Here is a 25,624-nt window from a genome sequence, read left to right as displayed (position 1 = left end):
TTTAATAAAATCATTTCATTCATATTAAGTTTCAAGTTATGTTGATGTAAAGACCAGATAATGATGTGAAGGAAAAAAGAATGTTTGAACTTTCAAAGAAGGCTCAAGATTTTGCTGAGCGAACAAAAAAATTTATTTTAGAAGAAATAGAACCTAGCGAAGCAAAATTTTGGGAAGAGGTTCATGAGTTAAATCCAGATGGAAACTGGAAAAAATGGCAGTGGCCTGAACTGTTAGAAACTCTGAAAACTAAAGCTAAACAAGCCGGTCTTTGGAATATGTTTTTACCCGATGAAAAGTTGGGTGCTGGGTTAACTGTTCAAGAATATGCGCATATTGCTGAATTGACTGGCCGCAGCTTATTGGCACCTACCGTTTTTAACTGTAATGCACCGGATACCGGAAATATGGAGGTGTTATGGCGCTATGGTAATGAACAGCAAAAACAACAATGGTTACAGCCTTTATTGGACGGAAAAATTCGCTCTGTTTTTTGTATGACTGAACCAGATGTGGCTTCAAGCGATGCAACCAATATGCAAGCGACTGCACTCATCGACGGTAATGAAATTGTTTTAAATGGCAAAAAATGGTGGTCGTCTGGTTTAGGTGACCCAAATGCTAAAGTCATTATTTTTATGGCCCATACTCCAGATGAAACCAAAGACCGCCATCATCAACACTCTATGGTTTTAGTACCGATTGATACGGCGGGTGTGGAGATTCAACGGATGTTACCTGTGTTTGGCGACTACGATGCGCCACATGGACACGGTGAGGTTCACTTTAATAATGTTCGAGTACCTATTGAAAACTTTATTGGTGGAGCGGGTCAAGGTTTTGAAATTGCACAAGGGCGTTTAGGGCCAGGGCGTATTCATCATTGCATGCGCTGTATCGGGGCTGCTGAAAAAGCACTAGAACTGATGATTGATAGAGGCATGTCTAGAATGGCGTTTGGCAAAGAAATTTTAAAACTTGGTGGAAACCTCGAACGCGTAGCCGATGCACGGGTAGCCATAGATCAAGCTAGACTTTTAACCTTGTATGCTGCTTATAAAATGGATACTTTAGGAAATATGGCTGCTTTAACAGAAATATCTGCAATTAAAGTAGTCGCTCCAAGCGTTTTAGAAAAAGTAGTCGATATGGCGATTCAGCTACATGGTGGTGCAGGTGTTTCAAGAGATACGCCATTAACGGGTTTCTTTGCCCAAGCACGCAGTTTACGTTTAGCTGATGGTCCGGATGAAGTGCATAAAGGCATGATTGCCAAATTAGAGTTAGCCAAACGTGGTTATGGTCGTCATAAGAAAGTATAAGTTTAAAGGAAATAAATATGTCGGTAATTGATGTAGGCAGTGAAGTACGTGAAGGTGAAGAACTTGATATTGGGGCAGTTGAAAATTGGTTAAAGAACCAAGATGTTGAGCTGGTTGGTCCAGCAGTTGTTACTCAATATACGGGCGGTGCGTCGAATTGGACTTATCGTTTAAAATATGAAAATACCGATTTAATTTTACGACGTCCTCCTAAAGGAACAAAAGCGAAGTCGGCCCACGATATGGCCCGTGAATATATGGTGCAGAAAAACCTTGCACCGTATTATCCGGTGCTTCCTAAAATGGTGGCACTTTGTCAGGATGAGTCGGTCATTGGCTGTGATTTTTATGTCATGGAACGCATTGAAGGTATTATTCCTCGTGCAAAATTACCGCCTGAGCTTGGTTTTAATGAAGAAGATGTTCATCAACTTTGTGTAAACGTTATTGATAAGCTCATTGAGCTGCATCAAGTTCCATATGAGAACACCCCTTTAGCTGAACTAGGCAAAGGTACAGGATATTGCCGTAGACAAGTTGAAGGTTGGGATAAACGCTATGAAAAAGTCCGTACTATTAACGTTCCTTCATTTAAATATGTTCGAAAATGGCTAAACGATAATATCCCTCAAGACTCTACGACTTGTATTATTCACAATGATTGGCGTTTTGATAATGTGATTTTAGATCCAGAGCACCCAACAGAAGTGATTGGTGTGTTGGATTGGGAAATGGCGACTTTGGGTGATCCATTAATGGATTTGGGTAGCGCTTTGGCCTATTGGGTGGAACCTACGGATAATATGATTTTTAGATCGACGCGCCGTCAGCCTACTCATCTAAAGGGAATGTTCTCTCGTAAAGAAGTCGTTGAATATTATTTGCAAAAAACAGGTCTGGAGCCTCAGAACTGGGCTTTTTATGAAGTCTTCGGTGTATTCCGTTTAGCAGTGATTGCCCAGCAAATCTATTATCGCTATTACCATAAACAAACTCGAAATCCTGCTTTTAAAGATTTCTGGATTGTCATTCATGCGCTACATATTCGAGCTTTAAAACTTATCGCGCAACAAAAACTCCAAGAATCTGAATTTGCTCAGCAATCTCTACAGAAAATACAGGGTATTTTAAGAAAATGACCACAATTTATCTGGTAAGACATGGGCAGGCATCATTTGGTAAAAGTAACTATGATGAACTGTCTGAAAATGGTGAGGCTCAAGCGACGTTATTAGGACAATATTTTAAGCAAATATTGAAAGAACAACCTTATGTGGTTGCAGGAACCATGCAGCGTCATGAACAAACCGCACAACTTGCACTTAATGAATGCTTCCCAGATACAGTAATTCATCATAATAATTTATGGAATGAGTTTAACCACCAACAGGTTTTTGCACGTTATGAGCCACGTTTTGAACAGCCTGAGTTGTTAAAAGCTGACGTAGCACAAGAACAGAATCCTCGCGCTTATCTCGCCAAAATATTTGAAGGCGCAATTGGACGATGGACAGATGGAGATTTTCATCATGAATATGATGAGTCTTGGCCACACTTTAAAGAAAGAGTCGAAACAGCATTGCAGCAACTTTGTGATGAGTTAGCAAAAACCAAACCTCGCTATGCAATTGTTTTTACATCTGGTGGTGTGATTTCTGTTGCAATCGGCAAATTGCTTGAACTTAGCCCCAATCGAACTTTTGCGTTGAATTGGGCAATTGCTAATACAAGTCTCACGACTTTGCGGTTGGTTGGAAATGAAGCTCAGGTTTTAAGTTTAAATGAACATCATTTTATAAAAGCTGAGCGTCCAGATTTACTGACATGGATTTAAAAATAAGGATAAAAGCATGGCAAAGACAATTTTAATTACAGGTGCAAGTTCTGGTTTAGGCGCAGGTATGGCGCATGAATTTGCAGCCAAAGGTTATAACTTAGCGATTTGTGCACGCCGTTTAGACCGATTAGAGACTTTAAAAACCGAACTAGAAAATCAGTACGGTATTAAGGTAATTGCGAAAAGTCTGGACGTTACCAATTACGATCAGGTTTTTGAAGTTTTTCGTGCCTTTAAACAAGAATTTGGCTATTTAGACCGAATTATCGTAAATGCGGGAGTTGGAAATGGTCGCCGTATTGGTAAAGGTAATTTTGAGATTAATAGAGCCACGGCCGAAACAAACTTTATCTCTGCTTTAGCACAGTGTGAGGCAGCGATTGAAATTTTTAGAGCGCAAAATGCAGGTCATTTGGTGGTGATGTCATCCATGAGTGCGATGCGCGGATTACCAAAACATTTATCGACCTATGCGGCAAGTAAAGCTGCGGTTGCTCACTTGGCTGAAGGTATTCGTGCTGAATTACTGGATACGCCAATTAAAGTTTCTACAATTTTCCCGGGTTACATTCGCACAGAAATGAATGAAGGTGCTAAACATTTACCTTTTGAAGTAGATGCCAAAACAGGATGTAAAGCTTTGGTCAAAGCGATCGAAAAGCAACCTGTAAAAGCTTATGTGCCACAGTGGCCGTGGTTACCCATGAGTATTGCCATGAAGGTTTTGCCTTTAAAGTTGGTCAATAAATTAGGATAAAAAATACCCCCTAAAATTAGGGGGTAATATTTATTTAGAACTTTTTGGTGTAATTAACAAATAAACGATCTTCACCAAAGTCATTGCCGTGTTTTACATTGTAATCAATACGAATATATTGTAGAGCCACGCCTTTTAAGAATGGCTGCTGAAATGCATAGTTTAGAATAACGTTTGACTCGGTTTCATGGTTCTTTTCACCATTTGCTGCTTTAAAGTCATTGCCGTAAACATATTTCACCATCGCATTTAAACCCGGTACATAGTCTTTAAAATCGTAGCCATACATGACATGGTAAGACTTTTCATCTTCTTTAAAGAAGCCGGTGGCATTCCAGTTAATGAAATAGGTTTCTGGTAAGAAACCATCCGGTAGTGGGTAAGCCGACTCTCCAATAATTTGTTGGTAACCCAAACCAAAGGTATGGTTTTTTACTTTGACGGTTTCAAGTAACCCAATGTTCTGGGCATCAATATTAAAAGTATTACCGTCATCTTTCGCATTGAAGTATTTAAATTTGGAAGTTAGAGCAAAAGTTGGTTGTTTCCACGTATGTTCCAGCCCCACATAGTGTTTGTTGTAGAGGTCTTCCAAATTACCAAAGTAATATTCGCCCTTTAAAGACGGCGTAAATTGATAGCGCAGGTCAATGTAGTTAAGGCCATCAGATTCTTTAGTAATTCCATTTGATGTGAAAGAAAACTTTTTAAAGTCTTCTTCATTTCGGGGAGACACTTTTTCAACCCGACCAATTTCTGCATAAAGTTGATCTGAAAGTTGCGACTTAAGGTTAGTTCCCCAATATGAAGTAAGTAATTGTCGGCTCGCATCTACGGCAGTGACAGGTAAATCGAGCCAGAGTTCACCGACACTTAAAAGAGTTTTGTCATAACCTAGCTTTAAAGTCGCGCCGTATTTTAAATAGTCTGATGCCTGAGATTGTGTCTCTTTATTAAAAGGCAAAACAGTATCTGCCACGTGTTTGTCTGAACTTAAGCGCACGGCGTATTGAACGGAAGCATCAGCCCCAATGGTGATAGGCTTGTCTGCTATGACTAACGGAGTGTCATGCATTTTCGATTTATAAAATAAAGATGCTGCCTGAGACCAACTACCCGTATCTTTGAGTGCATCATTATCAAAATCACGGTTGATATAGGCATTTTTTAAAGTGAATTTCCATTCATCTTCAGTTTGCTGATTTGGATTTGCAGCCCATGAATTGCTGCACATCAGTAATAAAGTGGCAACAGCTAAAGTGTGTGGTTGAAAGCGGTGAAATAATTCCATAATCCATTTCCCAAGTGTAAGCCAGTCCTCGGCACTACGTAATTTTGAATATTTCGGTACTCTCTAAGCGTTTAGTTAGAGAGTACCTTTTGCTAAAGGTGAGGCCTATTAATTTAATTTTTCAAGCTTCATGCTTTCACTAAAGAATTTGCAGCCTTTAAAAAGCAGAATTAGAGCCAGTACACACGACAGACCACCTACAATAGATAAAGAAGAACCCACCATTAATGGGCTACCAAAAACTTTATCTGTAATAATGGCTACCAGTGTTGTACCAATACCGAGTCCAATTAAGTTACTCACCAAAAGGAAGAGGGCAGAAAGGCGTGCTCTAAACTGGTTTGGGGCTAACATTTGCAAAGCAGTTGCTGAAATCACTAGAGGGAAAGATGCAAAGAACATTGCAGGAATCAGTAAGCTAACTGAAAGCCAAAGCTGATCTGTTTGGGTAAAAAATGCAATTGGAATAATCAGACCAACAATACCAATTACACCCGTGAACATCGGCGCATCTTGACGGCCTTTTTTGATAAACCAGTCATTTAGCCAGCCTGCACAAAATACGCCTAATGTATTTGCGACTAAAAGAATGGTACCGAGCATATAGCCTGTTTCAGTCGGCGCGAGTTGAAACTTACGAATATAAAATGCAGGTGTCCAGCTAGTTAGGCTATAGAGTGCCATTGCATAAAAGGTAAAACCTAAATAATGACAAGCAAATGTTTTCGAATGTTTTTTAATAAACTGAAGACATTGTGTGAATTTAACTTGGTCAACTTGTCCATTTTGGTTGAGCTGTTGGCCTTTACGTGCAGGATCTTTAACGGTCAAAATAAACAGCAAACCAATAATGATGCCGGGTAAACCCACCACTAAAAAGGCAATTTGCCATGCTTTAAGGGCACCTAATAATGGAACTTCAATGAGTGTCACGCCTTTAAGCAGATTAATGACATAACCGCCAACTAAGAAGGCAATACCTCCACCTAAAAAAGCACCAATTGAATAGATCCCGACAGCACGCCCCAGTTTGTCCTTACTAAACATGTCGCTAAACATTGAATAAGCCGCTGGAGATAAAGCCGCTTCACCGACACCTACCGCCATACGGCTTAAGAACAGTTGAATAAAGTTTTTACTTAAACCGCAAGTTGCTGTTGCTAGACTCCAAACAATAATCCCGATTGAAATTAATTTTGGTCGTGAAAAACGATCGGCAATATAGGCTAAGGGTAAACCCATAACCGCATAAAACAGTGAGAAGGCGAGGCCATGTAATAAGCTAAATTGTGTATCTGAAAGTTGGAGATCTGCTTTGATGGGTTCAATCATCAGCGCCAGAATTTGGCGGTCAATAAATGAAAATATATATGCCAACATACAAAGTATGACCACATACCATGCATATGCATTGCTTTTCTTCTGTGTCCTTTCAACAGCGATATTACTTTGGTTCATACACTTAATCCTTATGTATAAAACGCTTAAAGAAATTGATATCTAACTTTTATTATTCCTCTAAAATTTTCGATATTTCCCCCTTTTAGATAAGAATAATAAATAGGCTAGAAATGAGTAATTTGGTCTCGTACAGACCGGAAGAGTGCGTCTAAACCCAATTAGGAGTTAATGGGATTTTTAAGATCATGGAATTATTATTTTCTTTTTATATGTAAAATTCCATTACTTATTGAGTATATTAGAATACCTAAAAAGTATGTTAAGTAATTATATATAGATAAGTTTGCGATATAAAATTGATTTTATTTATTTTTATTGTTTTAACGAAAGAGCAGCTAAAGAAAAGGAAATTTTTAACTGCTCTAAGAGAGCTAATTTATCATGATGAGAAATATTTAGCTGGATGGCATCAGGTCAAATAATTTCTTTAACTGGTTATTTAAATTATGTAGCTCGTCTTCTGAAAAAGCATTCAGGATGCCTGCCAAGGTGACCACACTAATTTGATTAATCTGTTCAACCAGCTCGACACCTTTGGCCGTTAATTTCACCATCGAGATCCGTTCATCAGAAGTAGAAGAGTAGACTTCGACAATTCCATCTTCTACCAAACGATATACAGCTTTTGTGGCCGTCGTTAACTTTAAAGTAGAAAGATTGGCGATGTCGGTGATACTGGCTTCCCCAAGGGCATTAGTGCTTAAAATAATTTTACGGCGTGTATTATCAATACCTAGTTTTTTTATTGATTTTTCAATCAGTTGTGAATACTTTCCATTCACTTGGGAAACCCAAAAAAAAGGGAAATTTTGAATACTCGACGGTTCTTTATTAGGAAGAAATTGTTCTAAATGATCAAGCATAGCTAAGCAATAACTTAGTGAAAAAAGGGTAATCCTATTATAAACAAAATTTTGCATATTTCCTTGAGAACAAATTATAAAAAATACTTGACAATTCCATTAAATTTTCCGATATTTTAATTAATGAATAAAAATACATGGAAAAGTGAATGAATATTGTTAGCCAAAGCGTGCACAAAGGAAGTGGCAAGCTCAAGGTCATGGTCAAGGACACAATTGATATTCAAGGCCTAAAAACCATTGCTGGCAGTCGAGCATTATTAAATGTTGAACCTGCTCAAGATGATGCTGAAGTAGTTAAAAACATTCTAAAAGCAGATTGTGAAATTATTGCGAAAACAAATTTGCACGAATTGGCTTTTGGTATTACAGGCATTAATCACGCTTTTGGTACACCCATCAATCCTAAATATCCTGAACTTATCCCAGGTGGATCTTCGAGTGGCTCAGCCGCAGCCGTCGCTGCAAAACAAGCTGATTTTACTTTAGGCACCGACACGGGCGGCTCTATTCGTATGCCTGCTGCGTGCTGCGGAGTTTTTGGTTTAAAACCGACTTTTGGTCGCGTGAGCAGAAAAGGTGTATATCCGCCGTCAAGTTCTTTAGATTGCGTTGGCCCTTTTGCAAATTCAGTCGAGATGATTGAAAAGGCCATGCAAATTATTGATCCAACTTTTAAACCTACTGAATTTACTAGTGCACCAAAAATTGCTGTTCTCGATGTAAAAGCAGATGACGTTATTTGGAACTGTATTCATCACGCACTTCAAAAAGCTAATTTACAGACTGTTTTAGGAAAAGTTGAACATTTTGAAGCGGCTTTTGATGCAGGCATGCAAATTATAAATTATGAAAATTGGCAAGCTTTTGGTGATTTAACTCAAACCGGCTTAATTGGTTCTGATGTAAATGGTCGTTTATTAAAAGCGGCACACACCACTTTAGAGCAAGTAAAACAAGCAGAAGCTGTAAAAGTACAGCTGACCCAAGAACTCGATGCTTTATTAGAAAAATATGATGGATTGGTTCTACCGACACTTCCGCAAATTCCACCGAAAGTTTCTGAAGCTGAAAACACGGTCGCTTTTTTGAATCTTACAGCTTTAGTTCGACCATTTAATTTATCAGGACATCCAGCTATTTCAGTGCCACTTGAAACCAGTGAAGGTCTACCAGTGGGCTTACAGATCGTATCAAAGCATCAAAAAGATGAGCAATTATGTGCAATAGCTAAATTTTTTGTTGATGCAATGCAATAAATTACAAGGAGTTAGATGATGAATAAGTTGTCTAAAATGGAGTTTGCTTCTCAAGACAAAGCAGTTGACTTAGATGCTTTGTGTCAAGAAATTCGTGAGCGTGCCTGTACAGGTGAATTTGATAATCAGGCGTATGTGAGCCAAGACATTATCGAAAAACTTAAACAAATTGGTGTTTATCGTGCCTTGGTGCCTAAACGTTTTGGCGGGGAAGAATGGTCACCACGTCAGTTTTGTGAGTTGATCGAAACTTTATCTAAAGCTGATGGTTCAGTGGGTTGGGTGGCAAGTTTCGGTATGAGTCCTGCGTATTTAGGAAGTTTGCCTGAAGAAACACTTAAAGAGTTGTACCAAAACGGACCAGATGTCGTATTTGCTGGAGGTATTTTTCCACCACAACCTGCTGAAATTACCGATGAAGGTGTAGTGGTTCGTGGACGTTGGAAATTCTCAAGCGGTTGTATGGGAGCGGACATTGTTGGTGTGGGGATTTCACCGCTTAAAAACAATGAAATGCAAGGTTTACCGCGCATGGCAGTGATGCCTGCAAAAAAAGCCAAAATAGAAATGACATGGGACACCGTTGGCCTAAAAGGTACGGGAAGTCATGATTTGGTGGTCGAAGATGTATTGGTCGAAAAGAAATGGACCTTTGTACGTGGTGAACCTTCGAAACTAAGTGAGCCATTTTTTAAATATCCGTCACTGTCTTTAGCGACGCAAGTATTAACCGTGGTGGGTATTGGTGTTGCAGCTGCTGCATTAGAAGAATTTGAAAAATTAGCACCGGGTAAAGCATCTATTACAGGCGGTTCAGAAATTGCCAACCGTCCAGTGACTCAATATGAGTTTGCTCAGGCAGATGCGGAGTTTCAGGCTGCAAAATCTTGGTTTTATCAAACCATGGATATTGTCTGGAATGAAATTGTTGCTGGTCGTGAAGCAACTGCTGAACAAATTAGCGATATGCGTTTGGCATGTACACATGCAGCGCGAGTTTGCGCCAAAGTCACCCGAAAAATGCAAATGCTCGCAGGCATGACAGCAATTTATACCAACAATCCATTTAGCCGTTTTGTGAATGACACCAACGTGGTGACTCAGCATGCATTTATGGGCGATGCGACTTTACAAAATGCAGGCTCAATCAGTTTCGGGTTAAAACCAACCCCAGGTTATTTATAAGTTTAATTTTTAAAAGGATATTGAAATGGAAGCTAAAAAATCATTACGCGTCTTGTTCTGCATGGGTATTAACCAAAACTTTTTTGACGCAGAGCCAGCTGAAGCCAAAGCGGTTTGGGCAGCGTTTGGTGAAATGTGGAATGGCATTCATGACTTACCGGGCGTACATGTTTTTGGAAATCTTGATGATGACCAAAGCATGGTTGGCCCAAGTGCAGGTTGGCCTTGGACAACTTACTTGCTTGCAGATGTTCCAGATATTGAAACCGTACACGCGGCGTGTAACTTGTTTAGAACGACCGTGGTGGGTGAAGGGCCATACAAACTTTGGAAATATTGCAAAGTTGAAGCTCGTGTTGGGCGTGAATTGATTATCCAACGTTAAGGCGACCGCAATGACTGACAAAGTGAATATTGCAGAAATCATAGAGCGGCTAGAACAGTTAGAAGCGCACAACGCTATTCGTAACTGCCTGAACCGTTATATGGAAATCTGCGACGAGCTCAATGCAAATACAGATCTTGATCAACTCATGAATCTTTTTGATCAAGACTGTATTTGGGAAGGTATTGGCGAGAAATATGCCAAATCCTTTGGCCGTTATGATTCTTGGCAGTCGATTTACGACATGTTTAAAAGCTATACCCAAAAAGAATCTCACTTTGTTATGAATGCCCACTTTGTGAATTCAGAACAAATTTATGTAAATCAAAATGATGCAAATGCTTCTTGGCTGATGTTGCAAACTTCAACATTTAAAGATGGCCGTAGTCATCTGAATACAGCAAAGCTCAACGTGAAGTTTCAAAAGCAAGCAGATGGAATATGGAAAATTAAACATTTCCAAACACAGAATATTTTCAGTCGTCCCGTATCGCATTGGCACAGCGAAGCCGAATTGCCGGTACCTTCCCATGAATGACCCAGGACATATTTAAAAGGACTATTGATATGAACAGTATTATCCCAACGCATAACATTGGCACTGATTACGATGCTTTGGTTCAAAGTGACCGTGCTCATACTTCTCTTTATAAAGATGAACGCATTTTTGATGAAGAGATGGAAAAAATCTTTTATAGCACTTGGGTGTGGGTTGCACATGCGAGTGAAATTCCGGAAGGCGGAAGCTATAAAACTATTAATATCGGTAAACAGCCTGTTGTTGTGGTGCGTGACCGTAAAAAGAAAGTCCATGTACTTTTAAATCGTTGTCGTCATCGTGCAGCAACCGTATGCGAACATAAAAAAGGAAAAACTAATAGTTTTGTATGTCCGTACCACGGTTGGAGTTATGCACTTGACGGTAGTTTACGTGGTGTGCCATCTCCGGAAAGCTACGGCGATTGTTTAGATAAGTCAGAATTACCGCTGGTGAGCCTACGGGTAGAAGAATATAACGGCATGATCTTCGCTTCATTTAAAGAAGACATTCAACCGCTTGATGAGTTCCTTGGGCCAGCAAAAAAATGGATTGATCTGTTTATGAAACAAGGCGCGGGTTATCCAATTAAAGTGTTGGGTGAACACCGTTTCCGTTTCCCGGGTAACTGGAAAATCCAGCTTGAAAATACTACAGATGCATATCATTTCCCGTTAGTACACAAGTCATTCTTAAGTTCTGTAGATGAAAAAACCGAAGAGCTCTTTAACTTCGAAAACCAACCGGGCTTTGTTGAAGACTTAGGAAACGGTCACAGTGTCATGGTGATGATTCCTGAACTGGTCGATTTAGAAGAAGAGCTCATGGAACGTCCAATTCAAGAGCGTTTCGAAGACTTGGCTCAAGCTTTGCGCGACGAAGGCCATGAGGAATTAGAAGTACGCCGTATTGTGCGTGCAGTTGGTGGTTCTGGCTTTAACTTAAATTTATTCCCGAATATTGCATGTTCAATGGCGTTCTTCCGAGTGTTACAGCCAATTTCAGTTGCTGAAACAGAAATTCATCACTCGGTGATTACGATGGATGGTGGTCCGCAAATTGCCAACCAATATCGCTTACGTTTGCATGAACATTTCCAAGGTCCATTTGGTTTTGGTACGCCAGATGACTCTGAAGCTTGGGAACGCGTACAACACGGTGCCAATGCTGGTAATGATTTATGGATCATGCTCAACCGAGGTTTGCCGGGCGAAGTCAAAACTGAAGATGGCTTAAAAAGTGATGTCAGTGCTGAAACAGGTATGCGTGCAGCATATCAGCAGTGGAAAAAGATGATGACGGCTTAAGGAGAGAGCAATGAATATGAATCTGCAATTATTAAATGAAGTCACTGCTTTCATCTGGGCTGAAGCAGATATGTTAGATCACAGTGAATACCGTGAATGGCTCAATTTATGGAATGAAAAAGGCGTTTATATCATCCCAATTGACCCAAACTTAACGGACTACGAAAACAACTTAAATTATGCCTATGACGATAATCATATGCGTACTTTGCGTGTACAGCGTCTTGAAAATGGTGAAGCGATTTCTACAGCGCCTAAAGCAAATACTGTGCGTAGCATTTCTCGTGTACGAGTGATTCAAGATCAGGATGATGAAATCGTTTTACGCTGTGCTCAAAACTTACGTGAATTCCGTAAAGAAAACCTCAAGCATTACACAGCTGATATTACCTACCATCTAACTCGTGATGCAGCTACAGGTTTTAAGATTAACCGTAAAATCATTAACTTGGTTAACTCAACCGATACCTTAGCTGGTATTAGCTACATTCTTTAGGAGCGGTAACATGAAACAGGTTGTTTTAGTGACAGGTGCTGCTTCTGGACTCGGTAATGTGATTGCTGAATATTTTGCGAGCCAAGGCCATCAAGTGATTTTGTCGGCAAGTACGCTTGAAAAAGCCGAAAATGCCAAGGCTCAAAGTCAGTATGCCCAAAATATGTTTCCCTTGAAATTAGATATTTCGGTTGAGGCAGATTTTTATGCAGCAGTGCAATTGATAGAAGAGAAATTTTCTAAACTTGATGTGTTAATTAATAATGCTACCGTCACCAAAGCAACGCCAGTATTACAAATTACCGCAGCCGATTTTGATTGGGTGACCCAAGTCAACCAACGCGGTACCTTCCAAGCTTGCCAAATTATTGGTCAATATATGGCTAAAAAGGGTTATGGACGCATCATAAATATGGCGTCGTTAGCAGGACAAAATGGCGGTACTGCAACAGGTGCACACTATGCGGCAACCAAAGGTGCGATTGTGACTTTAACCAAAATTTTTGCTAAAGAATTTGCTGCAAAAGGAGTGACGGTCAATGCGGTTGCACCGGGCCCAATGGAATCTCCAATTGTTCATAGCGTGGTGCCAGATGAAAAAATGGAACAGTTCATCCAGAATATTCCGGTTAAAGCCTTAGGAAGTATGCATTTTATTGCTGAAACTTGTGGGTTGCTTGCGAGTCCAAATGCGAGTTTTGTGACTGGTGCAACATGGGATATTAACGGTGGTTTATTCATGCGTTAAGCCAATAGGCTACGCATGAAAAGGGAGTTAAATCATGACTACACTTTATGATGTTGTCGTTAAAAATCGCCATGTTGAAGGCGGAAATATTGCAGTCATGGAATTTGAGTCTGCAACTTCTGCAACATTGCCAAAAGTTGAAGCTGGTGCACATATTGACGTGCACTTACCGAATGGTATGGTGCGTCAATATTCACTTTGCCAAAATCCAAATGATGAAGGTAAGTTCCGCCTTGGAATTTTACGTGACCCTGAATCACGTGGTGGCTCAGTTTCGGCTTTTGATGAAATTAAAGATGGCATGCAAATTCAGGTGAGTGAGCCAAAAAATTTATTTCCACTTTTAAAAGCCAAACACAGCGTATTGATTGGCGGTGGAATTGGAATTACGCCGTTAATCACAATGGCATATCAACTTGCACATGAAGGCGAATCATTTGAGCTTCACTACTGCGGGGCTAGCCCAGAAAACTGTGCTTTTGTTGATGAAATTAAAAATGGTGAGTTAGCAAAACACACAACTTTTCATTTTAAATCGGAAGGTGCAAGCCACCGAGCATTTTTTGAATCTGCCATTAAAGATATTGATCTTGAGAGCCATATTTACACCTGTGGTCCAGTCGGTTTTATGGATTGGGTGATTAACCTTGCTACGACTCACAATTTTCCTGAGCAGCAAATCCACAAAGAATATTTCCAAGTCGAAACTGACACCTCGGGAGATTCATTTGAAGTGGTGGCTGAACGTAGCGGAAAAATCATTATGGTTGAAGCTGGTGAAACCATTTTGCAGGCTTTGGCTAAAGAAGGCATCGAGATCGAAATGTCATGCGAGCAAGGCGTATGTGGAACCTGCATGTGTGATGTGATTGAAGGCGAACCCGATCATCGAGATGTTTATTTTACTGATGAAGAAAAGGCCAGCAATGAGCAAATATTGGTGTGCTGTTCACGCTCTAAAACACCGAGATTAGTTTTAGATATCTAATGCTCTCGCGATTTATATGGATGTAAGAGAAGGTTTAGGAGAAAGATGATGAATGTATTACAACAAATAGATGAGTTTACGGTCGATCCATTACAGTTCCGACGAGCATTAGGAAATTTTGCAACAGGCGTTACCATTGTTACCGCACAAAATGCACAAGGTGAGAAAGTCGGTGTAACCGCAAATAGTTTTAACTCGGTGTCTCTCGACCCACCACTTATTTTGTGGAGTATTGATAAAAAGTCTTCAAGTTTTTCGGTATTTGAAGAAGCGACACATTTTGCCGTCAATATTTTATCGGGCACGCAAATTGAACTGTCTAATAAGTTTTCGAGACGCAATATTGATAAATTTGCAGACACAAACTTTCAACTTGGTGCTGGACGCGCACCAATTTTAGAAAATTGTTCTGCGGTGTTTGAGTGTGAACGTTATCAAGTGATTGAAGGTGGTGACCACTGGATTATTGTTGGCAAGGTAGTCCGTTTTCATGACCAAGGTCGAAGCCCGTTGGTCTACCATCAAGGCGCATATTCTTGTGTCATGCCGCATCCAAGCCTTCAAGTGAAACAAACTGAAGAGAATGGCGTAGACCAAACACATTATGGGCACTTATATAATAATGTTTGCTATTTGATGAGTCGTGCTTTTAAAGCTTATCAGACTGACTATATTCCTAAACAAATGGCTTCTGGATTCCGTACCAGTGAATCACGGCTGTTGCTGGTTTTGGCAAGTGGTACTGCTTCAAGTAAAGAAGATTTACCACGAGATATTGCTATGCCAATGCAAGAGGTTGAGAGATCGGCCGAAATTTTAAAATTTGAAGGATTGCTGGTCGATCACGATAATTTATACGCACTGACCGAGAAAGGTAAACAAACGGCACAGTATTTATTTGATATTGCCGATAGCCACCAAAATGAAGTGTTTAAAAAATATTCTGAGGAACAAAAGGATATTTTTATTACCATGCTGCGAGACTTTGCAGGAGTAGCATAAGCCTCATTAAGCTGATAAATTGAATTGATTTATCAGCTTCTTTACATCTAACTGACTATCATCAAAAGAATTCCAAGGATAAGGAATTTTTGGCACATAAATTGTTTATCAATAAAACAAGATTGTAAATAAGCCAAGACAGTGCACCACCACAAACGCAAAATCTTGAGCGGTGGCACATGTATAGAGAGGTAAGGGATGAACCAATATGTAAGTGATGCTTTACTCACATGGACGCACCATATTAAAAGTGTGTGCGGCAATTTTGAAACCGATTTTGACGGAACCCGTAATTTATTCATTGGTGAAGTTCAGTGCTTTTTATTGGGCGATACTGAAATTGCTTTTATTAAAAACAATGCCAATAAAATTGTCCGAAAAGCCGATGAAATTGATCGAGTGAATAACCGTTTTTGTTTTTTGATTTTGCAGTATTCGGGAAAAATGCTGCTCGAGTATAAAAATGAAACGCTAAGCCTGAATGAAGGCGATATTGTGTTGGTCGATCCGGTCGAAACCATTTCGATGTATCCGCAAGGTTTGGTAAGTCAGATTTCTGTCCATCTGTCGCGTGAAAAATTACTGAAAGAAAATATTAGTACCGAATATTTTGGAAAACTGATTACGCAAAATATGAGTGGTTTTTTACTCAAGAATATTTTGAAAAATATGTCTGCTGAAAACATCAAACTTTGGTACGCAACCGAAGACGGTAATGCTTTTGAAGATGCGTTAATTGCCCTAATTAAACCTACAATCAATTATAAAAATATTAATAGTTCCAATAACCTGATGGAAAAAGCCGAGCGTTTTATTATTGAGAACTTAGCAAAACCAGATTTAACTCCTAAATTAATTGCAGAACATATTGGGGTATCTCTACGCCATCTCTATCGTCTATTTCTTCAAGAAAATTTATCTATTAACAAATATATACAGCTCAAACGCCTAGAAAAAGTCAAAGCAGATTTACTTGATAAAAAGAACAAACAGAGTTCGATTACCCAGATTGCCTTGAAATGGGGTTTTTGGGACGGGGCGCATTTCTCAAAGATCTTTAAAAAGACTTATGGCATTTCTCCTAAAGAATTTAGAGAGGGTATCTCGGTTTAAAACTTTCATCTCTCAATGTCATTTTTAGACAAGTTCGACGTCATTCTTGAACAAGCTAGCCCTATGTAACTGTGTTGAAATTAAATTCATTAGAGCAGGCTAGATAAGCTTAATAATCATAAAACTATTAAGTTAATCTAATGAATTTCACTCACAGGAAAGTGCATTTTAACTGTCTGATTCAGATAGTTCAGGGATAGATCAAAAGGATGAAACCAATGCGTAAACAACGATTATTGAATGACATACAAAAAATACTGGCACTTAACTTATCAATCGCTGCAAGCTTTTGGGGACTCAATACTCAAGCGTTTGCTCATGGTGGAAAGGCCGAAATGGTCTCACTTTATCAAAATATGAGTGAGCAAGGTGCTAAAGTTGTCAAAGACGATTTTACTAATACTTATATGATCACCAAAGGTTCTATGGTGGTTCGGGCCAAACCCAATTCAGATCAGGTTTTGATAAATGGTAAACCTTTTAAACTCAGTGTCCCTTTATTAGTCAAAGATGGTAAACCTGTTATTGGAAAAGATTTTTTTAATGAAGTTTTCCAGTCTGGGTTAGATCAAACCTTTAAAATTGAAAATACGTTTCATCCACTCAATAGTTTAAATTCCGATGAAATTAAAAAGACATTTGATGTGATTAACCGCTCAAAATATGCCTATAAAAATATGCGTTTTGCCGAATTAAAGCTTAAAGAACCTGAAAAAGCAAAGTTTGGGACTACTTCATCAATCACAAAGAATATACAGACGCTCGAATTGCATCTTTCATTTTGTTAAAAGGTACCCAAGCGATTGAAGGTGAAGTTAATCTTAATACTCAACAAGTCACCAAATGGAATGTACTTAAAAACACTCATGGAATGGTGTTGCTCGATAATTTTGAAGCCGTACAGCGTGTAATTGAGACGAGTAAAGAATATCAGGAAGCTTTACGCAAACGTGGCATTACCGATGTGAAGAAAGTGATTGCTACTCCGCTAACTGTTGGATATTTTGGCGGTAAAGATGGTCTGGATAAACAACTTAATATATTAAAAGTCGTTGCTTACCTAGATGTAGGGGATGGTAACTACTGGGCGCATCCTATTGAAAATCTAGTTGCTGTAGTCGATTTAGATAAAGAAAAAATTATTAAGATTGAAGAAGGTGCAATCATTCCTGTACCAATGGCAAATCGACCTTATATGTCGAATAAGCCAGTACCAAATAAGCTAAAGCCACTCAATATTACTGAACCTGAGGGCAAAAACTTTAGCATTACCGGTCAAACTATACATTGGGGTAATTGGTGTTTCCATGTCGCACTAGACTCTCGTGTTGGCTTACAGCTTTCAACCGTGACATATAAAGATAAAGGCGTAAAACGTAAAGTCATGTATGAAGGTAACCTTGGTGGAATGGTGGTTCCATATGGTGACCCTGACATGGGATGGTACTTTAAGTCTTATCTGGACTCCGGTGAGTACGGAATGGGAACGCTCACATCAGCCATTCAACTTGGAACTGATGCACCTGAAAATGCAGTTTTACTTGATGCTGTGATTGCAGACTACAAAGGTCAGCCACAAGTGATTCCAAATGCAATCGCAATTTTTGAGCGATATGCTGGCCCTGAATATAAACACCAAGAAATTTTTGGTGATCAGGATGCAAGTGAAGCACGCCGTGAGCTTGTTGTGCGTTGGATTAGTACGGTTGGGAACTACGATTACATGTTTGACTGGGTATTTGCCCAAAATGGTGTAATTGGAATTAATGCGGGTGCGACGGGTATTGAAGCTGTTAAAGGTGTTAAATCACGCACCATGCATGACAGTACCGCCAAAGAAGACACCAAATATGGAACTTTAATTGACCATAATATTGTGGGTACAACGCATCAACACATCTATAACTTCCGCTTAGATATGGATGTAGACGGGGAAAACAACAGCTTTATACATATGGACCCTGTGGTGAAAGCCAATGACAAAGGTGGTGTCCGTACAAGCTCAATGCAAATTGACAGTAAAGTCATTACGAATGAGCAAAATGCGGCTGAAAAATTTGATCCATCCACTATTCGCTTACTCACGAATTTTAACAAGGAAAATAAATTAGGTAATCCAGTTTCTTACCAACTTATTCCGTTTGCGGGTGGAACACACCCTGTTGCGAAAGGTGCTAATTTCTCTAAAGATGAATGGTTATTTAAACGTTTGAACTTTATGGATAAGCAAATTTGGGTGACTCAGTACAATCCAGACGAGCGCTATCCTGAAGGTAAATATTCAAACCGTTCGACTCATGACACAGGGTTAGGACAATTCATTGGCAACAACGAAAATATTGAAAATAAAGACCTTGTGGTGTGGATGACAACTGGTACAACCCATGTAGCACGTGCTGAAGAATGGCCAATCATGCCTACAGAGTGGGTCAATACACTTATCAAACCTTGGAACTTCTTTGACAGCACCCCGACTTTAAACTTGGGCGAAGAAGAGCAAAACACGCAGCACGACCATCACTAAACGAGTAAATGATCTAGAGTGGGTAATGAATCGGTTACCCACACTTGAGCACGGTTAGGCCGTTCGCAAAAAAGGAATTTCTCAATGAAAAATTTATTTTCTCAGGTTGTGAGAGGGACTCTCTTTGTCTCATTTTTTTCAACTGTGCATGCCGGTGAGCTTGAAATTAAGCCAACTTTTGAAGCAACTTTTGGAGCTTTTAGTAGTGGTAAAAGCTATAACGGCGAAAATCTAGAGGATGAAAGAATTAATTGGCAAGAAGGTCATCTTAAATATGGTGCTAAAGGACAGTACACCTTTGAAAACAATCAGCTCTATGCAAGTTTGAGCGGTATTAGCTCGGCAACATTTGGTGATGGTGATGCCGGCCAAAATAGTAATGGCAAAGAACGTAAAACAGATGTAAATGAATGGATCATTGGTTTTAAAGATGGCACCAATAAAGATGAGTTGACGACCTATGATTTAAGTATTGGTCGGCAAAATATCATGATTGGTGACGGGTTCTTCATTGCAGGTGATGCGTTAAACCTCGGTAAAGCACCTGCGGATGGTACATTAGACCGTGGCGGGGCATATTATCTGGCAGCTCGTCGAAGCTTTGATTTTACAAGTTTGCTTCAATACAAACCGCAAGAGAACACAACCTTAAAACTGGCTTATTTAAAGTCCGACAATAAAGCACAATTTTCACCTGAACTCTTTGTGACTGATCTGATGTATCAGCTTAAAGATAAGGGCGTTGGGTTCACCTATTTAAATGTATTAGACCTTGATGATGCTGAACAGGTTTCAGGGCGCGAAGATCTTAAAAATTATGCTTTACGTTTGAATTATCAACCTTTACCAGAACTACAGCTCAAAACTGAGTTTGTAGTGCAAGATAAAAAAGATGGCCAAGAAAATGCTGGCTACTTGGCACTGAACTATAACTTTTTATCTTCAAAATATACGCCCTCATTAGGCTATCGTTTTAGCCATTTTTCAGACCAATACGACCCTATGTTTTACGGGAATACGGTCGGCTTTGGCACATGGTTTCAAGGTGAAGTTGCCGGAAATTATGCTGGGCCATTCAATAAAAATGCAGATATTCATCAAGTTTCTTACATGATGAACTTGCAAGAAAATTTTATGTTGGGTGCTTTGGCGTATAAGTTTAAAACAGTAAATAAGTCTTTAAGCAATGTGGATGGACATGAGTTAGATATCTTTTCGGTCTGGTCGGTCAATAAAAAATTCAATGTTATTCCTTTAGTTGGGCTTTATAAACCGAAACACGATATCCATAGTGGTGGTACTCAAAACTACGATGACAAAACCAATGTCTATGCGCAGTTAATTTTGCAATACATCTATTAATAGATCCTTTTAAATGAATTGAGAGAAATAAAAATGAGTGAAGTTCAGATTTTACAAAGCGTGCAGCAATTTATGGCACGTCAACATGGACATTTTATTGATGGAAAGTTAGTTGCTGCTGAGCTTTTAGATAAAGTGGATATTGTGAATCCATCGACTGAACAAGTTGTTGCTCAAATTAGTATAGGTAGTCAACAAGATGTAGTAAGCGCCGTTAAAAGTGCTGAACATGCTTTTCAAAATGCTTGGGCTGAAACTACGCCGTATGAACGTGGCGTTAAACTAAATAAGTTGGCAAATTTAATTGAGCAACATGGTGAAGAACTTGCACAGCTTGAGTCGTTGTCTACAGGAAAACTTATCAATATTTCAAGACATCTTGAGGTCGCACAATCCGTTATTTTCTTAAGATATTTTGCTGGTTGGGCAACCAAAATTAATGGTCAAACCATGCAGCCTTCTATTCCTTCTATGCAAGGTGAAAAATATACAGCTTTTACTTTAAGACAACCAGTGGGTGTGGTTGCAGGTATTGTGCCTTGGAATTTCTCACTGATGATTGGCGTTTGGAAAATTGGCTCAGCTTTAACAACTGGTTGTACCATTGTGCTTAAACCAAGTGAGTTTGCCAGCTTATCTTTATTGCGTTTAGCTGAACTTGCCATCGAGGCAGGTATTCCAGCTGGCGTAATTAATGTAGTGACAGGCAAGGGGGAGACTGGACAATATTTAATTGAATCGCCGCTTGTGAAGAAAGTCTCATTTACAGGTTCAGTACCAACTGGCATTGCCATTGGTAAGCTCGCGATGAGCAGTGATTTAACCCGTGTAAGTCTGGAGCTGGGTGGTAAAAATGCGATAGCTATCTTGGCTGATGCAAATATTGATGAGATTTTACCAACTTTGTTGCAAGCAACTTTTATGCATCAAGGTCAAGTTTGTGCATCCCCAGAGCGTTTTTTTGTACACCATACAAAACATGATGAACTTGTCGAGAAACTCTCGAAAGCACTCACTGGTTTCAAAATTGGATCGGCTATGGATGAAGGAAGTATGTTTGGTCCACTCTCTAATCAGCCACATTTTAATAAAGTGAAACATTATTTAGATATGGCTAAAGCCAAAAACCAGATTATTGCCGGTGGTGAGGCTTTAGATCAGGCAGGATATTTTGTACAACCGACTTTGATTTCCTTTAAAAATACAGATGATCCTTTATTTTCAGAGGAAACTTTTGGTCCAGTGGTCGGGGTAATGCCATTTGAAACTGATGAAGAGCTTATTCAGCTTATGAATCAGTCGCGCTTTGGTTTAACCGCAAGTATCTGGACAAATGATTTATCTAAAGCATTGCGTTTGATTCCTAAAATTGAAGCAGGGACCTTGTGGGTCAATATGCATACGTTCTTAGATCCATCAGTTCCATTTGGCGGGGTAAAAGCTTCAGGAATTGGCAGAGAGTTTTCAGATGCATTTATTGAAGATTACACTGAATTAAAATCGGTCATGATTCGATATTAAGTTTCTACGAGATATAAAAAAATGGCCTTTATAGGCCATTTTTTTTGAATCATTAAATTAACCTAATAAAAAATCCTTTAGGATTTTATTAAAAGCTTCTGGTTGCTCTACATTGGAAATATGAGAGGCATCTATTTCTGCAAGTTGTGATTGTGGAATGCGTTGCTGCATAAATTCACCATCTGCGATAGTCGTTACAGGGTCTTGAGTTCCAGCAATCACCAATACAGAAATTTTAATGTCTTTTAATTGCTCTTGGACATCCGCTTTAGCCAAAGCCTCACAACAATTGGCATAACCCATTGCGCTGCCAGCACTTAAGTCGTTACACAGGTTGTTGACAATTGAAGCATGACTTTGGATAAAGGGATCTGTAAACCATCGCGAAGCTGCTGTAGCTGCGATCGGTTGTAAACCTTGCTCACGTACTAATTTTGCACGGTCAAGCCATGCCTGTTCTTGTCCAATTTTAGCGGCAGTATTTGCCACAACCACATGACTAAAACGATCAGGGTAATGAATCGCCAGCCATTGACCGGTTAAACCACCCATAGAAATACCACAAAAAGCAGCTTTGCTAATATTCAGATGATCCAGTAAACGAACAACATCTTCACCTAATTGCTCTACAGTGTATGGGCCGTCAGGGGTAGATGACGAACCGTGACCACGAGTGTCATAGCAGATCACAAAAAATTGATCTTTTAACTCATTAAACTGTTTTTGCCACATGCCATAGTTGGTGCCCAAAGAATTGGAAAACACTAGAGCAGGGGAAGACGGTTCACCAAAGGTTTGATAGTTGATTTGTGCATCGGCAGATTGAAAAGATGGCATTTGTTTCTCCTTAAAGTGCTTCAACACGTTCAATAATCAAAGCAATACCTTGGCCGACACCAATACACATTGAACATAAGGCATAACGACCACCTGTTTGTTCAAGCTGGTTTAAGGCAGTGGTCACTAGTCGTGCACCTGATGCACCAAGTGGATGACCTAAAGCGATGGCACCACCATTTGGATTTACCTTGTTGCTATCATCTGGCAAACCTAAATCACGAGTCACTGCCAAAGCTTGTGCAGCAAAAGCTTCATTCAGCTCAATTACATCCATCTGATCTAAAGTCAGATTGGCTTGTTTTAGTAATTTTTTAATGGCTGGTGCCGGAGCAAAACCCATAATGCGTGGTTCTACACCCACTGCTGTTGAAGCAATAATCTTGGCACGGGGTTTTAAGTTGTAAGCTTGAATGGCATCATCGGAAGCAATCAGTAGAGCTGCCGCACCATCGTTAATCCCTGAAGCATTGCCTGCTGTTACTGTGCCATCTGCTTTAACCACAGGTTTAAGTTTGCTTAAAGCTTCAAGCGTGGTCGATGCACGTGGATGTTCATCGGTATCAATCACCACCGCATCACCCTTACGTTGAGGGATTTCAACTGCCACGATTTCTTTAGAAAAAAAGCCTTTGGCTTGCGCGCTTGTGGTGCGTTGTTGGCTCACCAAGGCAAACTGGTCCTGATCTGCACGATTGACGTTGAACTGTTCAGCCACGTTTTCGGCAGTCTGGGGCATGGTGTCTACACCATACAATTCTTTAAGTTTAGGATTAATGAAACGCCAGCCCATGGTGGTGTCTTCAATCTTCTGGCTACGGCCAAAAGCACTGTCAGACTTACCCATCACATAGGGTGCACGGCTCATGCTTTCTACACCACCAGCAATCACCAAATTTGCTTCACCTGCCTTAATGGCACGGGCAGCAATGGCAATGGCATCGAGTGAAGAACCACACAAACGGTTAATCGTGGTTGCCGGTACTTGGTATGGCAAACCTGCAAGCAGTGCTGACATACGACCGACATTACGGTTATCTTCACCGGCTTGGTTAGCACAACCATAGATCACATCATCGACCTGTTCCCAATCTACATTCGGGTTACGCTGCATGAAGGCTTTAATCGGCACAGCCCCCAGGTCATCGGCACGGACAGGAGCAAGGCCACCGGCATAACGGCCGAATGGAGTACGGATGGCATCGATGATATAAGCGGTTTTCATTCTAACTTTTGTCCTTTACTTCAGGCCTTTTAGCCATTCTCCGTAGGTATTTCGCGGTGGCGACATGGATGTCGCCTCGTTGCTCAGCACAACAGGGATGTTGTGTCTGAGTAACAAAGGTTTTTGGTTACTTTTTTAAAAAAGTGACACGAATTAGCTGGTGGTATCTGGCTTAAACAGGTAAGCCTCCGTTGTGATGATTTATAAATTTTCATATCAACGGATAACATCACGGCTGTAATTTACTGTGATATCCATAGGTCTATTGCATAAGCGATACCTTACTTTTGAAAGGTCAAAAGTAACAAAAACCTTTGTTGAACAGAGGAGGCTTCCTTGCCTCCCTGTCCAACGGGCGACATCCATGTCGCCTGTCACGATAGTTACTGCTGTTTAAACTTACCCTTGAGTCGCATCAATCAAAGTTGCACCAGTCAAAGCCTGTAACTCATCAAAGCTAAGACCTTTCACTTTCTCAATCACCTTCAAACCATCTTTGGTCACATCAATCACACAAAGATCAGTGTAAATACGGTCAACACATTTTTTACCCGTCACTGGATAAGTTAGCTCAGCCACAATCTTCGGCTCACCTTGTTTGGTTACATGGTCTGTGGTGATAAATACTTTCTTAGCGCCCACAGCCAAATCCATCGCACCACCAACCGCAGGAATCGCATCCGGTGCTCCCGTGTGCCAGTTCGCCAAGTCACCATTCGCGGCAACCTGAAATGCACCAAGTACTGCAATATCAAGGTGACCACCACGCATCATCGCAAATGAGTCGCCATGGTGGAAAAAGCTGCCGCCTTCAAGCATGGTCACAAACTCTTTACCCGCATTAATCAGTTCAGGATCTTCTTCACCAGCAGCTGGCGGTGGGCCAAAAGCCAATAAACCATTTTCAGAATGAAGAAAAATATCTTTATCCTCAGGTAAGTAGCTCGCAATCTTGGTTGGTAGGCCAATACCCAAGTTCACATAGGCACCATCTGGAATATCTTGCGCCACACGTTGTGCAATCTGGTCACGGCTGTGTTTCTGGTAGCTCATGTTATTTCTCCTTATTGCTTACTGTGCTGGCGCTACTTGTACAACATGCTGTACAAAAATACCCGGGGTGATGATGTGCTCAGGGTCTAATCCACCTAGCTCTACCACTTCAGAAACCTGAGCAATGGTGACATCAGCAGCCATCGCCATAATCGGGCCAAAGTTACGTGCAGATTTACGGTAAACCAGATTGCCCCAGCGGTCGCCTTTGTAAGCTTTAATCAAGGCAAAGTCAGCCTTGATTGGATATTCAAGTACGTAATCTTTCCCATCGATCTGGCGGGTCTCTTTACCTTCGGCCAAAAGTGTTCCAAAGCCTGTTGGGGTAAATACCGCCCCAAGGCCCATACCAGCTGCCTGAATACGACATGCCAGATTACCTTGCGGCACTACTTCAAGCTCGACTTTTCCAGCACGATAAAGTTCATCAAACACATAAGAATCTGACTGACGTGGGAAAGAGCAGATGACTTTTTTAACCGAACCAGCTTTAAGTAGCTTAGCCAGACCGTAATCGCCATTACCGGCATTGTTGCTGACAATAGTCAGT

At 40.2% G+C, this 25,624-nt stretch carries 23 protein-coding genes and 1 pseudogene; 17 read left to right on the top strand and 7 right to left on the bottom strand.

Features of this window, described 5'->3' with window-relative positions; genetic code table 11:
- Positions 1–80 precede the first annotated feature (80 nt).
- From RFW85_RS10790 to RFW85_RS10775, 4 genes are read left to right on the top strand one after another with little or no spacing between them, the layout of a single operon-like run.
- Positions 81–1,322, top strand: coding sequence for an acyl-CoA dehydrogenase family protein (locus RFW85_RS10790; RefSeq protein WP_170248771.1), 1,242 nt, complete (start codon positions 81–83; stop codon positions 1,320–1,322).
- Between the two features lie 17 nt (positions 1,323–1,339).
- Positions 1,340–2,461: a phosphotransferase family protein gene (locus tag RFW85_RS10785; RefSeq protein ID WP_309171529.1), complete on the top strand. Its 1,122-nt coding sequence runs from the start codon at positions 1,340–1,342 to the stop codon at positions 2,459–2,461.
- Complete coding sequence (locus RFW85_RS10780; RefSeq protein ID WP_017481016.1) at positions 2,458–3,156, top strand: histidine phosphatase family protein; 699 nt, start codon at positions 2,458–2,460, stop codon at positions 3,154–3,156. The genes RFW85_RS10785 and RFW85_RS10780 overlap by 4 nt, the downstream gene beginning before the upstream one ends.
- A gap of 16 nt (positions 3,157–3,172) precedes the next feature.
- On the top strand, positions 3,173–3,916 hold the full coding sequence (locus tag RFW85_RS10775; RefSeq protein ID WP_001140455.1) for an SDR family oxidoreductase: 744 nt from the start codon (positions 3,173–3,175) through the stop codon (positions 3,914–3,916).
- A gap of 34 nt (positions 3,917–3,950) precedes the next feature.
- On the opposite strand, the gene RFW85_RS10770 is transcribed toward RFW85_RS10775, so the two are convergent.
- The 3 genes from RFW85_RS10770 to RFW85_RS10760 all read right to left on the bottom strand — a co-directional run bounded on the left by RFW85_RS10770 (position 3,951) and on the right by RFW85_RS10760 (position 7,531).
- The gene (locus RFW85_RS10770) at positions 3,951–5,207 is read right to left on the bottom strand and encodes an OprD family outer membrane porin (RefSeq protein WP_309171528.1); all 1,257 of its coding nucleotides are present in this window, start codon (positions 5,205–5,207) and stop codon (positions 3,951–3,953) included.
- A gap of 108 nt (positions 5,208–5,315) precedes the next feature.
- On the bottom strand, positions 5,316–6,665 hold the full coding sequence (locus tag RFW85_RS10765) for an MFS transporter (RefSeq protein ID WP_017399597.1): 1,350 nt from the start codon (positions 6,663–6,665) through the stop codon (positions 5,316–5,318).
- A 398-nt stretch (positions 6,666–7,063) separates the two neighbouring features.
- A complete protein-coding gene (locus tag RFW85_RS10760) occupies positions 7,064–7,531 on the bottom strand; it encodes a MarR family winged helix-turn-helix transcriptional regulator (RefSeq protein WP_309171527.1) in 468 nt (155 codons plus the stop codon).
- Between the two features lie 149 nt (positions 7,532–7,680).
- Between RFW85_RS10760 and RFW85_RS10755 the strand changes: the two genes are divergently transcribed.
- The 13 genes and pseudogenes from RFW85_RS10755 (at position 7,681) to RFW85_RS10695 (ending at position 21,959) form a co-directional block, all read left to right on the top strand.
- A complete protein-coding gene (locus RFW85_RS10755) occupies positions 7,681–8,790 on the top strand; it encodes an amidase (RefSeq protein ID WP_309171526.1) in 1,110 nt (369 codons plus the stop codon).
- Positions 8,791–8,826: 36 nt separating this feature from the next.
- The gene (locus tag RFW85_RS10750) at positions 8,827–9,975 is read left to right on the top strand and encodes an acyl-CoA dehydrogenase family protein (RefSeq protein ID WP_081405291.1); all 1,149 of its coding nucleotides are present in this window, start codon (positions 8,827–8,829) and stop codon (positions 9,973–9,975) included.
- Between the two features lie 25 nt (positions 9,976–10,000).
- Positions 10,001–10,360, top strand: a complete 360-nt coding sequence (locus tag RFW85_RS10745; RefSeq protein WP_000387554.1) for a hypothetical protein — start codon at positions 10,001–10,003, stop codon at positions 10,358–10,360.
- Between the two features lie 10 nt (positions 10,361–10,370).
- Positions 10,371–10,898 (top strand): nuclear transport factor 2 family protein, encoded by a 528-nt coding sequence (locus RFW85_RS10740; protein WP_309171525.1) that lies wholly within the window; start codon positions 10,371–10,373, stop codon positions 10,896–10,898.
- Between the two features lie 29 nt (positions 10,899–10,927).
- Positions 10,928–12,205: a Rieske 2Fe-2S domain-containing protein gene (locus RFW85_RS10735; RefSeq protein WP_170248775.1), complete on the top strand. Its 1,278-nt coding sequence runs from the start codon at positions 10,928–10,930 to the stop codon at positions 12,203–12,205.
- Positions 12,206–12,215: 10 nt separating this feature from the next.
- Positions 12,216–12,701, top strand: a complete 486-nt coding sequence (locus RFW85_RS10730; protein ID WP_002120925.1) for an aromatic-ring-hydroxylating dioxygenase subunit beta — start codon at positions 12,216–12,218, stop codon at positions 12,699–12,701.
- A 10-nt stretch (positions 12,702–12,711) separates the two neighbouring features.
- On the top strand, positions 12,712–13,449 hold the full coding sequence (locus tag RFW85_RS10725; protein WP_170248776.1) for an SDR family NAD(P)-dependent oxidoreductase: 738 nt from the start codon (positions 12,712–12,714) through the stop codon (positions 13,447–13,449).
- Between the two features lie 34 nt (positions 13,450–13,483).
- Positions 13,484–14,437 carry a PDR/VanB family oxidoreductase gene (locus tag RFW85_RS10720; protein WP_170248777.1) on the top strand — a complete coding sequence of 318 codons (954 nt, stop codon included), beginning with the start codon at positions 13,484–13,486 and terminating at the stop codon, positions 14,435–14,437.
- A gap of 45 nt (positions 14,438–14,482) precedes the next feature.
- On the top strand, positions 14,483–15,439 hold the full coding sequence (locus RFW85_RS10715; protein WP_080592267.1) for a p-hydroxyphenylacetate 3-hydroxylase reductase component: 957 nt from the start codon (positions 14,483–14,485) through the stop codon (positions 15,437–15,439).
- Positions 15,440–15,637: 198 nt separating this feature from the next.
- Positions 15,638–16,552: a transcriptional regulator FeaR gene (gene feaR / locus RFW85_RS10710; RefSeq protein WP_170248778.1), complete on the top strand. Its 915-nt coding sequence runs from the start codon at positions 15,638–15,640 to the stop codon at positions 16,550–16,552.
- 209 nt (positions 16,553–16,761) lie between these two features.
- Positions 16,762–19,076 (top strand): annotated as a pseudogene (gene tynA, locus RFW85_RS10705) (primary-amine oxidase).
- Between the two features lie 144 nt (positions 19,077–19,220).
- Positions 19,221–20,438 carry a hypothetical protein gene (locus RFW85_RS10700; RefSeq protein WP_309171533.1) on the top strand — a complete coding sequence of 406 codons (1,218 nt, stop codon included), beginning with the start codon at positions 19,221–19,223 and terminating at the stop codon, positions 20,436–20,438.
- Positions 20,439–20,471: 33 nt separating this feature from the next.
- A complete protein-coding gene (locus RFW85_RS10695; RefSeq protein ID WP_170248780.1) occupies positions 20,472–21,959 on the top strand; it encodes an NAD-dependent phenylacetaldehyde dehydrogenase in 1,488 nt (495 codons plus the stop codon).
- Positions 21,960–22,016: 57 nt separating this feature from the next.
- On the opposite strand, the gene pcaD is transcribed toward RFW85_RS10695, so the two are convergent.
- From pcaD to RFW85_RS10675, 4 genes are all read right to left on the bottom strand, one after another.
- Positions 22,017–22,796, bottom strand: coding sequence for a 3-oxoadipate enol-lactonase (gene pcaD, locus RFW85_RS10690; protein WP_170248781.1), 780 nt, complete (start codon positions 22,794–22,796; stop codon positions 22,017–22,019).
- Positions 22,797–22,806: 10 nt separating this feature from the next.
- On the bottom strand, positions 22,807–24,021 hold the full coding sequence (gene pcaF, locus RFW85_RS10685) for a 3-oxoadipyl-CoA thiolase (RefSeq protein WP_170248782.1): 1,215 nt from the start codon (positions 24,019–24,021) through the stop codon (positions 22,807–22,809).
- A 399-nt stretch (positions 24,022–24,420) separates the two neighbouring features.
- On the bottom strand, positions 24,421–25,074 hold the full coding sequence (locus RFW85_RS10680; RefSeq protein ID WP_170248783.1) for a 3-oxoacid CoA-transferase subunit B: 654 nt from the start codon (positions 25,072–25,074) through the stop codon (positions 24,421–24,423).
- Between the two features lie 18 nt (positions 25,075–25,092).
- Positions 25,093–25,624: 3-oxoacid CoA-transferase subunit A (locus tag RFW85_RS10675; RefSeq protein WP_309171524.1), on the bottom strand; the 532-nt coding region annotated here is incomplete at its 5' end.

Source organism: Acinetobacter sp. 12966, from assembly GCF_031196995.1.
In the GTDB taxonomy this organism is placed as follows: Bacteria; Pseudomonadota; Gammaproteobacteria; order Pseudomonadales; family Moraxellaceae; genus Acinetobacter; species Acinetobacter geminorum.
This window is presented reverse-complemented; position numbering and strand designations above follow the sequence as displayed.

What these genes read in the sequence shown, in the direction of transcription:
- RFW85_RS10790 (WP_170248771.1), top strand. Translation starts at nt 81, where the DNA reads ATGTTTGAACTTTCAAAGAAGGCTCAAGATTTTGCTGAGCGAACAAAA.
- RFW85_RS10785 (WP_309171529.1), top strand. Translation starts at nt 1,340, where the DNA reads ATGTCGGTAATTGATGTAGGCAGTGAAGTACGTGAAGGTGAAGAACTT.
- RFW85_RS10780 (WP_017481016.1), top strand. Translation starts at nt 2,458, where the DNA reads ATGACCACAATTTATCTGGTAAGACATGGGCAGGCATCATTTGGTAAA.
- RFW85_RS10775 (WP_001140455.1), top strand. Translation starts at nt 3,173, where the DNA reads ATGGCAAAGACAATTTTAATTACAGGTGCAAGTTCTGGTTTAGGCGCA.
- RFW85_RS10770 (WP_309171528.1), bottom strand. Translation starts at nt 5,207, where the DNA reads ATGGAATTATTTCACCGCTTTCAACCACACACTTTAGCTGTTGCCACT.
- RFW85_RS10765 (WP_017399597.1), bottom strand. Translation starts at nt 6,665, where the DNA reads ATGAACCAAAGTAATATCGCTGTTGAAAGGACACAGAAGAAAAGCAAT.
- RFW85_RS10760 (WP_309171527.1), bottom strand. Translation starts at nt 7,531, where the DNA reads ATGCTTGATCATTTAGAACAATTTCTTCCTAATAAAGAACCGTCGAGT.
- RFW85_RS10755 (WP_309171526.1), top strand. Translation starts at nt 7,681, where the DNA reads ATGAATATTGTTAGCCAAAGCGTGCACAAAGGAAGTGGCAAGCTCAAG.
- RFW85_RS10750 (WP_081405291.1), top strand. Translation starts at nt 8,827, where the DNA reads ATGGAGTTTGCTTCTCAAGACAAAGCAGTTGACTTAGATGCTTTGTGT.
- RFW85_RS10745 (WP_000387554.1), top strand. Translation starts at nt 10,001, where the DNA reads ATGGAAGCTAAAAAATCATTACGCGTCTTGTTCTGCATGGGTATTAAC.
- RFW85_RS10740 (WP_309171525.1), top strand. Translation starts at nt 10,371, where the DNA reads ATGACTGACAAAGTGAATATTGCAGAAATCATAGAGCGGCTAGAACAG.
- RFW85_RS10735 (WP_170248775.1), top strand. Translation starts at nt 10,928, where the DNA reads ATGAACAGTATTATCCCAACGCATAACATTGGCACTGATTACGATGCT.
- RFW85_RS10730 (WP_002120925.1), top strand. Translation starts at nt 12,216, where the DNA reads ATGAATATGAATCTGCAATTATTAAATGAAGTCACTGCTTTCATCTGG.
- RFW85_RS10725 (WP_170248776.1), top strand. Translation starts at nt 12,712, where the DNA reads ATGAAACAGGTTGTTTTAGTGACAGGTGCTGCTTCTGGACTCGGTAAT.
- RFW85_RS10720 (WP_170248777.1), top strand. Translation starts at nt 13,484, where the DNA reads ATGACTACACTTTATGATGTTGTCGTTAAAAATCGCCATGTTGAAGGC.
- RFW85_RS10715 (WP_080592267.1), top strand. Translation starts at nt 14,483, where the DNA reads ATGATGAATGTATTACAACAAATAGATGAGTTTACGGTCGATCCATTA.
- feaR (WP_170248778.1), top strand. Translation starts at nt 15,638, where the DNA reads ATGAACCAATATGTAAGTGATGCTTTACTCACATGGACGCACCATATT.
- RFW85_RS10695 (WP_170248780.1), top strand. Translation starts at nt 20,472, where the DNA reads ATGAGTGAAGTTCAGATTTTACAAAGCGTGCAGCAATTTATGGCACGT.
- pcaD (WP_170248781.1), bottom strand. Translation starts at nt 22,796, where the DNA reads ATGCCATCTTTTCAATCTGCCGATGCACAAATCAACTATCAAACCTTT.
- pcaF (WP_170248782.1), bottom strand. Translation starts at nt 24,021, where the DNA reads ATGAAAACCGCTTATATCATCGATGCCATCCGTACTCCATTCGGCCGT.
- RFW85_RS10680 (WP_170248783.1), bottom strand. Translation starts at nt 25,074, where the DNA reads ATGAGCTACCAGAAACACAGCCGTGACCAGATTGCACAACGTGTGGCG.